We start from the raw sequence: 10,279 nt of genomic DNA, 5'->3' as shown, positions 1-10,279 counted from the left end.
GACGACCGAGGTATGAGAATACACCGATCAAGAAGTGGAAAATAATCAACTGGTAAGGGCCACCGTTGTATAACCACTCGTCTAAGGATGCTGCTTCCCAAATTGGGTAGAAGTGTAGACCGATTGCATTGGAGCTAGGTACTACTGCTCCAGAGATGATGTTGTTGCCGTAGATCAAGGAACCTGCTACAGGCTCACGGATTCCATCGATGTCTACAGGAGGTGCTGCGACGAAGGCGATCAGGAAACAAGTTGTTGCTGCTAGGAGGGTGGGGATCATCAAGACGCCGAACCAACCGACATAGATGCGGTTGTTGGTGCTAGTTACCCACTGACAGAAATTCTCCCAAGCACCGCGTGTTTCGCGCTGTTGTAAAGTAGTTGTCATTGTGTTTATGATTGCTTTATTTATTTATTTGTCTAGGTTCTATTGAACTGACCCTTTTACTATAAAGCATTTCTTTTAGTTATGTGAACAATTTTAATAAAATATTATCTTATATAACAAATAAGTATCGTTTATATATTAAGTCAATGAGTTCTGTCATCACCTTTAGTCCTGCTCACACAGTAGTTCCTACCTACGAATGTTTTAATCGATGTAGCTACTGCAATTTTCGCCTTGACCCAGAAGCAGATGATTCATTAACAAAGTCTGAGCTACTAGATATTTTGAAACAATTAGATCTAGAAAGAGTAGCCGAGATTTTGGTTTTAAGTGGAGAAGTTCATCCTAAATCTAATAGGCGAATAAAATGGTTTACCAAAGTAAAAGAAATATGTGAGCTAGCTTTATCCTTTGGTTTTTTACCTCATACCAACGTAGGCCCTTTAAGTTGGCCAGAAATGGAGCAGTTAAAAAAAGTAAATGTCTCGATGGGGTTGATGCTGGAACAAATTAATCCTCAATTTATGCAGACCGTACACAAACATGCACCCAGCAAAGAACCAAAATTGCGATCGCAACAGTTAGAGTGGGCAGGAAAATTAAAAATTCCTTTTACCACAGGAATATTGTTAGGCATTGGCGAAACACAGTCAGATATCAGAAATTCTTTAGAAGAGATCGCCCGTATTCATCAGAAATGGGGACATATCCAAGAAGTAATTTTACAGCCTCATAGTGTTGGTACTAAGCAAGTCTTAAATGCTCCCAGTTTCGATCCTCAACAGCTACCCGCCATAATTGCTCAAGCCAAAACGATTTTGCCCTCTGAGATAGCAATTCAAATTCCTCCTAATCTAGTTCCTGATGCTAGTTTTTTACTGGAGTGTCTCAGTGCGGGAGCGACAGACTTGGGTGGTATTAGTCCGATAGATGAAGTAAATCCCGATTATCCGCATTCAACTTATGAATCTTTATCGGCAATTTTGCCATCAGCAGGATGGAGCTTAAAGGCAAGACTACCAGTATATCCGCAGTATTATTCTTGGCTTTCTCCCGATCTCCAAAAAGCGATCGCCAAAAAGAAAAAAAGCTGGATTTGGGAAAATTAAGATTTTTGCCGAAAACTTATGCTATGATAATCATCCGTGGAAAAAACGGCTAAACCGTAATGTTTTCAAGGGTCGCTAGCTCAACGGTAGAGTATTCGGCTTTTAACCGACTGGTTCTGGGTTCGAATCCCAGGCGACCCACTTTTTTTACCTAAAGTATTCATTACTTTCTCTTGATAAAAGATTGACGTAGTCAGAACAGAATATACATTCTTATGACAAATTAAGTCAGACCTGATCTTTAAACACATTAACTATTAAATTGATACTTCTTCAATTTCATCAACAGGTTTATGTGTCTTCTGATGAGCTGCTGCTGAAAAATCTTGATAAAAAGGACAACTGGTTTCACAATCTGGCTGGTGAGGAAAATCAGTGTGAAATTTCTGATAATTTTGCAACCATACTTCAAGATTGCTCAATAAAACTGTCAATTCTTGTTTTGTTTGCTGATGTTTTGACTCGCTATATTTAATGGTGATGTTTTTAGGTTTACCAAATTTAACAAACCAATAAGTCATTTGAACTTGTTCGGGTTTGTATTCTGAAGTTTCAATTAAAACATAAAGATAGAGACGAGTTTGCCAATTTTGCCTGAGCTTTTTGCTCTCTAACGGCTGGCGATAGGTTTTCCAATCAAGAATTATTGCCCGATCATTCTCCGCAATTAATAGATCGTAGATAACAGTGAATAAAAAATTATCTACACTCAACGTCCGACAGTGTTCCGCCTCACGCCAAATTTTGGGGTCTAGCGCTAATTCTGGTGTAGCTTGAATTAAGGCTTTTAATGAGCTATCCAACTCTGTATCAGTAGCCAATAGAGGTTCAATGGGCAAAGCTAACTCTCTTTGCTGCATCAACAGGTGAAAGCGACTACCCCACTCCATAGTATCCTGTTGTTCGGGGGCAGGAAGAGAACCAAGACAGTCGATATATACCTGCTGAAATTTAGGAGGACAAAGACTCAAGAGGTTAAGATGGCTTTGAGATAAGCGAATTAAATCTCGATCGGGCATATAAAAGAGCGCATTTTGCTAAGATCAATTTGAAGTATTACCGAAAACGAAGTTAACTCAAACGGAACATTATATGCAATGGCAAGAAGTATCTGGTAACTGGGTTTATCTTCCTCGTCAGGAAGTCAAGGGCATTGTTCATTTTTTAGGTGGCGCATTTGTGGCCACCGCACCTCAAGTATCCTATCGTTCTATTTTAGAACAACTGAGTCAGGCTGGCTTTGCCATTGTCGCTACGCCCTTTCTCAATACGTTCGATCATTTTGCGATCGCCCGCGAAGTCTTAAATCGTTTTGAAACCGTCATTGTCAGACTGCAAAAAACTAATAAGTTAAGCACAGGTTATCTACCTATCTATGGTATCGGACATAGCATGGGTTGTAAACTACATCTTCTAATTGGGAGTTTATATGATGTAGAAAGAGCAGGAAATATTCTCATTTCGTTTAACAATTACCCTGCTAGTCGAGCCGTTCCTTTTATGGAGCAGTTTAATATTACTCCTATGCTTAATGTGGAGTTTGCACCTTCTCCAATAGAAACCGAAAAGTTGATTGCTGAACATTACAATGTACGTCGTAATTTATTGCTCAAGTTTACTCAAGATGAATTAGACCAAACAGTAAACTTGAACAGTATTTTACAAAATAGGTTTCCCAACATGATAACTTTACGTACTTTAATGGGAACTCACTTAACTCCTTTATCTCAAAATATACAGTGGCAAACTGGCGATTTTTTTACACCAATTGATGCAATTGGGCAATGGTTTAATCAAGGAATGTCTCGTAATCTACAGAGCTTAAGCCGAGAACTAATTGCTTGGTTAAATCCTATGTCAGCCTTCTAAATATTGTAATTAATTAAGTTAGATTTATTCGCAAAACTCTGTTTTAATCTGCTTGACATAGATATATTTTTGAATTAACTTTGACTATTAGATGTGCGTTTATAACTTTAAATTCATTAAAACTTTATAGTTTAAATAGCTTAAGTATATTTACAATTTATTGATATTCAAGCTAGGCTTTAAACGCTAGTAAAATTACCTGGGTGCATTAACAAAGAGATTCAGGCGTAATCTAATTATTAATATAAGCTCAAAAAAAGGAGCAGCAACAAATATGAAAGTAGCCTTTCTTGCTGGTGGATTGGGAACTAGAATTTCCGAAGAAACAGAAAATAAGCCCAAACCGATGGTAGAAATTGGTGGTCAGCCAATTTTATGGCATATTATGATGCATTACTATCAATACGGCTTCAAAGATTTTACAGTTGCCTTGGGTTATAAAGGTGCAGCTATCAAGAAATATATGGTAGATTACTGCGCTCTCAACAGCAATTTAACCGTCGATTTGGGCAGCGGTAAAATTAAAACTCATGGTGGCTATCAACTAGATTGGAATGTAGATTTAATTGATACAGGATTGACAACCAATACTGGTGGAAGGATTAAGCGCCTAGCACCCTACATTGGTCGAGAAACTTTTATGTTAACCTGGGGGGATGGCGTATCTGATGTAAATCTTCATGATTTACTAGCGTTCCACCGTTCTCATGGCAAGCTGGCAACCCTGACAGCAGTTCGACCACCTGCACGTTTTGGTCACTTAGATTTACAGGGAGATCAAATCTCTGAATTCTCTGAAAAGCCTCAAACAAAAGAAGGCTGGATCAATGGTGCTTTCTTTGTGCTAGAGCCTGAAATTTTTGATTACATCGATGGCGATGACACCCAGTGGGAGAAAGGCCCATTAGAAAAATTAGCTAGTGACGGTCAGCTTATGGCATATAAGCACGATGGTTTCTGGCAATGTATGGATACTTTGCGCGATAAAACCCTTTTAGAAACTTTATGGGCAAGCGGTAATGCACCTTGGAAAACATGGGAGAACGAAAAAAATGAAAATACTACTAACTGGTCACAAGGGTTACATCGGAACAGTCATGGTTCCAATGCTGATCGAGAAAGGATATGATGTTGTCGGTTTAGACACCGATTTATATGCCAGAAGCACTTTTGGCGAAGGAATAGTCGAAATTCCTGAACTCATTAAAGATATTCGTGATGTAGAGCTAGAAGATTTAGCTGGATTTGAAGCAGTTTTACACTTAGCTGGTCTGTCTAACGATCCTTTAGGTAATCTTAATCCCCAATTGACCGAGGAAATTAACTATAAGGCTTCAGTTAAACTAGCCAAACTAGCAAAACAAGCTGGAGTCAGTCGCTTTATTTTCTCTTCTTCCTGTAGTAACTACGGCGCAGGTGGCGAAGACTGGTTGAATGAACAGTCAGCTTTTAACCCTGTTACTCCCTATGGAGTTTCTAAGGTAAAAGTAGAGCAAGAAGTAAGTCAGTTAGCTGATGATAACTTTAGTCCCACCTTTTTACGTAATGCCACTGCTTATGGCGTATCACCAAGATTACGTTTTGATTTAGTTTTAAATAACTTAGTTGCTTGGGCATTTACTAAAGGTTTGGTTTACATCAAAAGTGATGGTAGTCCTTGGCGTCCAATTGTTCATATTGAAGACATCTCAAGAGCGTTTATTGCTGTTTTAGAAGCACCAAGAGAGCTAATTCATAATGAAGCCTTTAACGTTGGTCGCAATGAAGACAACTATCAAATTCGCGAAATAGCTGAAATTGTTAAGGAAACAGTACCTAACTGTCGCATTGAATATGCACCAGATGCGGGTCCTGACACACGCTGTTATCGCGTAGACTGTAGCAAAATTGCTCAAGTTTTGCCTAGTTTTAAGCCTCAATGGGATACACGCAAAGGAGCAGCAGAGCTATATGAAGTGTATCAAAAGGTGGGTCTAACTCTAGATGAATTTGAAGGCACCAAATATCAAAGAATTGCTCATATTAAGTACCTAATCGGCAATGATTTACTTGATGGAGAGCTGCGTTGGCGTAAAGAACAGCTAGCGACGATTGAATAGCTTTCATAGTGATTAACTTGCGTTATAACTCGATCAAACTAAGTCAATCACAGATTTGGGGAAGCAAAAATTAGGGCAATCAAAACTGGTTGTCCTAATTTCTATCATTTACCGTTGAGCCTCTTAATCTTAAGTAATCCGTAATCTTAACTATGAATAATCATCAGCCAAGTTGTCTTTCCTGCGGGAACACAGACCTTAAATCAATTATTTCTTTTGGCTATACTCCTCTTGCCGATAATCTTTTAACTCCAGAACAGTTTGATTCACCAGAATACACTGCTCCTTTAGATCTAGTATTTTGTCCTGAATGTAGTCTGGTGCAAATTACCGAAATAGTTCCTCCAGAGATTCTCTTTTGTCAAGATTATCCTTATTTCTCATCGGTATCAGTATCTTTACTTAAACACTTTGGTGATAGTGCCAAAAATTTAATTAAAACCAGAAATTTAGACCGCAATAGCTTAGTGATTGAAGCTGCCAGTAATGATGGTTATATGCTGAAAAACTTTGTTGACGCGGATATTCCTGTACTAGGGATCGATCCAGCCTCTGGCCCTGTAAATGCAGCCATTGAAAAAGGTGTTAACTCGATTTGTACTTTCTTTGGTCAAGAATTAGCTCAGAAGCTAAAGGATGAAGGCAAGCAAGCGGATGTGTTTTTAGCTAATAATGTTTTGGCTCACGTGCCAGACTTAAATGGCTTTGTAACTGGAATTTCGTTGCTATTAAAAGATACAGGAGTAGCGGTAATTGAAGCTCCTTATCTAGTCGATTTGGTGGAACATTGCGAGTTTGACACGATTTACCATCAGCACCTTTGTTATTACTCGGTGACAGCTTTAGATAAGTTGTTTAGAAGACATAATTTATATTTAAACGATATTGAACATACTAAAATCCACGGTGGATCTTTGCGCTTGTATGTTGAACCAAAAGAAGCGGTAAAAGATTCAGTCAAGTCTTTATTAGAAGCTGAACAGTCGGCACAGGTAGATCAGATGGTTTACTACCAAGATTTTGCTGACAAGGTAGCAAATTTCAAACATTCTCTCTTAGATATTCTGTGGGATTTGAAAAAGCAAGGCAAAAGAGTTGTGGGTTATGGTGCTGCGGCTAAAGCCACAACCATGCTTAGTTACCTGGATATTGATAAAACTTTGTTGGATTATATAGTAGACTTGAACACTTTTAAGCACGGACGCTATATGAGCGTCAATCATCTACCAATCTTTCCTCCTACTAAGTTGCTAGAAGATCAACCCGACTATGTATTGATCCTTGCCTGGAATTTTGCCGAAGAAATCATACAGCAACAACAAGAATATCAAAAAGCTGGAGGAAAATTTATTGTTCCCATCCCCAAACCTAAAATTGTTTGATCGGGTAGCTAACCTGCCAACTGATTAAGTTCAGCTTAAGCAAAATTCAAACATCAAGGTTTATTTCTAACAACAATTAGTTAGAGCTAGTTAAAGCGTAACTAGTCTTTTTAGCAACTCAAATTTTATCCTGGAGTGTCAGTTATGGTGAGAAATATAATTTCCAATCCCAGTTCCTCAGAAACCAAAACCCAAAAAGTTCAGCATTCATGTCCTAACTGTGGTCATCATGAACTAGAGGTTTTTTACGAAGTTCGAGATGTTCCCGTTCATAGTTGCTTGATGATATCGGATCGATCTGAAGCAAGTAATTTTCCGACTGGAGACGTAGTTTTAGGATTTTGCGATCGCTGTGGTTTTATTACCAATACTGAATTTGATGCCAAATGGTCATCCTATGCACCAAACTACGAAGATCAACAAAGCTATTCTCCCACATTTAATAAATTTTCCCTAAAGCTTGCCAATCACTTAATCGATAAATACGATCTGCACAATAAAGACATTATCGAAATCGGCTGTAGCAAGGGAGATTTCTTACTGCTTCTGTGTGAATTAGGTAACAACCGTGGAGTGGGTATTGACCCCAGCGTCGTACCTGGAAGAGTAGAAAGTGAGGCAGCAGATCGCGTGACCTTTATTCAAGATTACTATTCTGAAAAGCATTCCGAGTATGTTGGTGATTTTATTTGTTGTCGCCATACCCTAGAGCATATTCAGCCTACCTCTGAGTTTATCAAAACAGTGCGTAAGTCCATCGGCGATCGCGATACTACCGTAGTATTTGAAATCCCAGATAACACTAGAGTCTTAAAAGAGCAAGCTTTTGAAGATATCTATTACGAACACTGTTCTTATTTTAGTCCTGGTACCTTAGCTCGTTTATTCCGCAACAGTGGATTTGAAGTAACAGATCTATATTGCGACTATGGCGATCAGTATTTATTAATTGAAGCTAAGCCTGTTGCTATGCCTTCAGATAAGGTTCATCCTTTTGAAGAAACGGTAGAAGATGTTGCTCAAGACGTGCAGCTATTTACTGAGAAGATTACAGGCAAGCTAGATTACTGGAAAAAGTATTTAGATGATGCTCACGCTAAACAAGAAAAAGTTGTAGTTTGGGGTTCTGGTTCTAAATGCGTGGCTTTCTTAACTACCCTCAAAACTATTGACAAGATTGAATATGCTGTCGATATTAACCCTCATCGTCATGGCAAATATATTCCTGGGGTGGGCAAAGAAATTATGTCCCCAGAATTTCTCAAATCTTATCAACCAGATAAAGTCATTGTAATGAATGCCATTTATACTCCAGAAATTAGCGAAATGCTGAAAAATATGGGTGTGACCACCGAAGTTGTGGCACTGTAACCAGATATCAAGTTAAAGATAAGGGATGAGGAGGAATTAATCTTCATCCCTTATTTCTTGTTTTGTTTAAAGCTTGGATTGATTGAACGTAGCTTAATTATTAATACTTAGTCATATATGTATAACTATACTATTATCGGTGGTGGAATTGTTGGGTTGTCTACGGCAATGGCTCTTAGTAAACGTTTTCCTGCTGCTAAGATAGCTTTATTAGAAAAAGAAGCATCATGGGCTGCTCATCAGACAGGACACAATAGTGGTGTAATTCATTCGGGCATTTACTACAAACCAGGGAGTTATAAAGCCAAACTTTGCCGTGATGGTAATCGCTCAATGGTAGATTTTTGCCAACAACACAATATCGATTATAAAATATGTGGCAAAGTCATCGTTGCGACAGAAGAGCATGAATTACCTCTGTTAGATAATCTTTATGATCGGGGATTAGCTAATGAACTTGAGATTAAAAAGATTACTAAAGAGCAAGTACAAGAAATAGAACCTCATGTTAATTGCTTAGCGGGAATTTGGGTCAAATCAACAGGAATAGTTGACTATAAACAGGTTTGCCAGCAATATGCAGCGCTCGCCAAAGAGCAAGGAGTAGATCTATTGCTCAATACTTGCGTCACGGGGATTAAATCTGGATCTAAAGGTCATTTAATCACCACAAATCAAGGGGAATATCAGACAGAATTTTTAATTAACTGCGGGGGATTATATAGCGATCGCTTAACAGAATTAGCCCAGGAAAAACCCCCAGCCAAAATAGTTCCCTTCAGAGGCGAATATTACGAGTTAACTCCTGAAAAAAAATATTTAGTTAATGGTGCAATTTATCCCGTACCAAATCCTAACTTTCCCTTTTTAGGAGTCCATTTTACCCCTGGTATTGATGGTAGCGTTCATGCAGGCCCAAATGCAGTACTAGGCTTTAAACGAGAAGCGTATAATAAGTTCGATTTCGATCTAAAAGACTTCATGGATACCATGACCTATCCTGGGTTTTGGAAACTGGCAGGGAAATTTTATAATGAAGGAATCCAGGAGATGATTCGCTCCTACAGCAAGACTATTTTTGTCCGTAGTTTACAAAGATTAATCCCTGAAGTGCAAGCTGAAGATGTTGTTCCCACTCCTGCTGGAGTAAGGGCGCAAGCTTTAAAAAATGATGGCAAGATGGTTGAAGACTTTTTAATTGTTAATGGCAATAAAGCCCTGCATGTCTGTAACGCTCCTTCCCCTGCTGCTACTGCTTCGATTGAAATTGGTAAACAAATTGTGGCGCAAATTCCTGGAGATATTTAAATATTGAGCTTTAGCCCACGCTTGGCGATCGCATTTAAAATATTATTAAAGTTAAAACAATTTCTTAAAAGCAAATGGCTAAAGTGAAATATGAAGAAGACTATTATTTGTGGACTCAAACAATGGTTGAAAATCTCAAAAATAAAGATTATTTAAAGGTAGATTGGGATAACCTAATTGAAGAAATTGATGATATGGGCAAAAGTCAAAAGCGGGCTGTAGAGAGCTTATTACTGCGTTTGACTGAACATCTATTAAAGCTCAAATATTGGGAAACAGAGAAAGAAAGAAACAAAAAGCATTGGCAATCAGAAGTAGTTAACTTTCGGGTCTTACTTCGTAAAAGGCTGAAGGAATCTCCTAGTTTAAAAGCAAATTTAGCTGAAATGTATGTAGAGATTTTACTTGATTCAAAGCGCTCGGTCGGTAAATTATTTGATTTACCAGAAACAATCGACCTGAGCTTAACACAAGTTTTAGATGAAGATTGGTTTCCCGATTAACAATTAATACTCTTTTGGAAGAAGATGAAGCCGAGTTTCAGCGACTATAAAATTTTTGTTCTGCCCTTATTTTAAAATTGGATTTGTAATGATTTTGTCTAAAATGCGATCGCCTAACCACTTCTGTATCAGAATTACAGGTTTGGCTAAAAAACCTGCAACATAACGTGTTTTAGGTTTTTTAGCTTTGATGGCTTGAGATACTGTTCTAGCAATTATAAATTGAGAAACTAAAAATAATTCAGTATAC

At 38.2% G+C, this 10,279-nt stretch carries 10 protein-coding genes and 1 tRNA gene; 9 read left to right on the top strand and 2 right to left on the bottom strand.

Going from position 1 to position 10,279, the window contains the following annotated elements; genetic code table 11:
• The coding region (locus KME09_19655) for a photosystem II q(b) protein (protein ID MBW4536156.1) at window positions 1-388 on the bottom strand (388 nt) is incomplete at its 3' end.
• A 146-nt stretch (window positions 389-534) separates the two neighbouring features.
• Here KME09_19655 and cofG point away from each other — a divergent pair.
• Both cofG and KME09_19645 read left to right on the top strand, forming a co-directional pair.
• Window positions 535-1,497 (top strand): 7,8-didemethyl-8-hydroxy-5-deazariboflavin synthase subunit CofG, encoded by a 963-nt coding sequence (gene cofG / locus KME09_19650; protein MBW4536155.1) that lies wholly within the window; start codon window positions 535-537, stop codon window positions 1,495-1,497.
• A 69-nt stretch (window positions 1,498-1,566) separates the two neighbouring features.
• Window positions 1,567-1,638, top strand: a tRNA-Lys gene (locus tag KME09_19645).
• A gap of 116 nt (window positions 1,639-1,754) precedes the next feature.
• On the opposite strand, the gene KME09_19640 is transcribed toward KME09_19645, so the two are convergent.
• Window positions 1,755-2,516 (bottom strand): PD-(D/E)XK nuclease family protein, encoded by a 762-nt coding sequence (locus tag KME09_19640; GenBank protein MBW4536154.1) that lies wholly within the window; start codon window positions 2,514-2,516, stop codon window positions 1,755-1,757.
• Between the two features lie 73 nt (window positions 2,517-2,589).
• Between KME09_19640 and KME09_19635 the strand changes: the two genes are divergently transcribed.
• The 7 genes from KME09_19635 (at window position 2,590) to KME09_19605 (ending at window position 10,029) form a co-directional block, all read left to right on the top strand.
• Complete coding sequence (locus KME09_19635) at window positions 2,590-3,366, top strand: DUF1350 family protein (GenBank protein ID MBW4536153.1); 777 nt, start codon at window positions 2,590-2,592, stop codon at window positions 3,364-3,366.
• Window positions 3,367-3,640: 274 nt separating this feature from the next.
• On the top strand, window positions 3,641-4,495 hold the full coding sequence (gene rfbF / locus KME09_19630; GenBank protein ID MBW4536152.1) for a glucose-1-phosphate cytidylyltransferase: 855 nt from the start codon (window positions 3,641-3,643) through the stop codon (window positions 4,493-4,495).
• Window positions 4,419-5,465 (top strand): NAD(P)-dependent oxidoreductase, encoded by a 1,047-nt coding sequence (locus KME09_19625; GenBank protein MBW4536151.1) that lies wholly within the window; start codon window positions 4,419-4,421, stop codon window positions 5,463-5,465. Before rfbF ends, KME09_19625 begins: the two co-directional genes overlap by 77 nt.
• Before the next feature lie 152 nt (window positions 5,466-5,617).
• The gene (locus KME09_19620; protein MBW4536150.1) at window positions 5,618-6,847 is read left to right on the top strand and encodes a class I SAM-dependent methyltransferase; all 1,230 of its coding nucleotides are present in this window, start codon (window positions 5,618-5,620) and stop codon (window positions 6,845-6,847) included.
• Between the two features lie 144 nt (window positions 6,848-6,991).
• Window positions 6,992-8,218 (top strand): methyltransferase domain-containing protein, encoded by a 1,227-nt coding sequence (locus KME09_19615; protein ID MBW4536149.1) that lies wholly within the window; start codon window positions 6,992-6,994, stop codon window positions 8,216-8,218.
• A gap of 117 nt (window positions 8,219-8,335) precedes the next feature.
• Window positions 8,336-9,526, top strand: a complete 1,191-nt coding sequence (gene lhgO / locus KME09_19610; GenBank protein MBW4536148.1) for an L-2-hydroxyglutarate oxidase — start codon at window positions 8,336-8,338, stop codon at window positions 9,524-9,526.
• A gap of 74 nt (window positions 9,527-9,600) precedes the next feature.
• A complete protein-coding gene (locus tag KME09_19605; GenBank protein MBW4536147.1) occupies window positions 9,601-10,029 on the top strand; it encodes a DUF29 domain-containing protein in 429 nt (142 codons plus the stop codon).
• Window positions 10,030-10,279 lie beyond the last annotated feature (250 nt).

Origin of the sequence: Pleurocapsa minor HA4230-MV1 (assembly GCA_019359095.1) — a bacterium.
Classification (GTDB): Bacteria; Cyanobacteriota; Cyanobacteriia; order Cyanobacteriales; family Xenococcaceae; genus Waterburya; species Waterburya minor.
The sequence above is the reverse complement of the archived record's forward strand: the minus strand, read 5'-3'. Positions and strand labels throughout refer to the sequence as shown.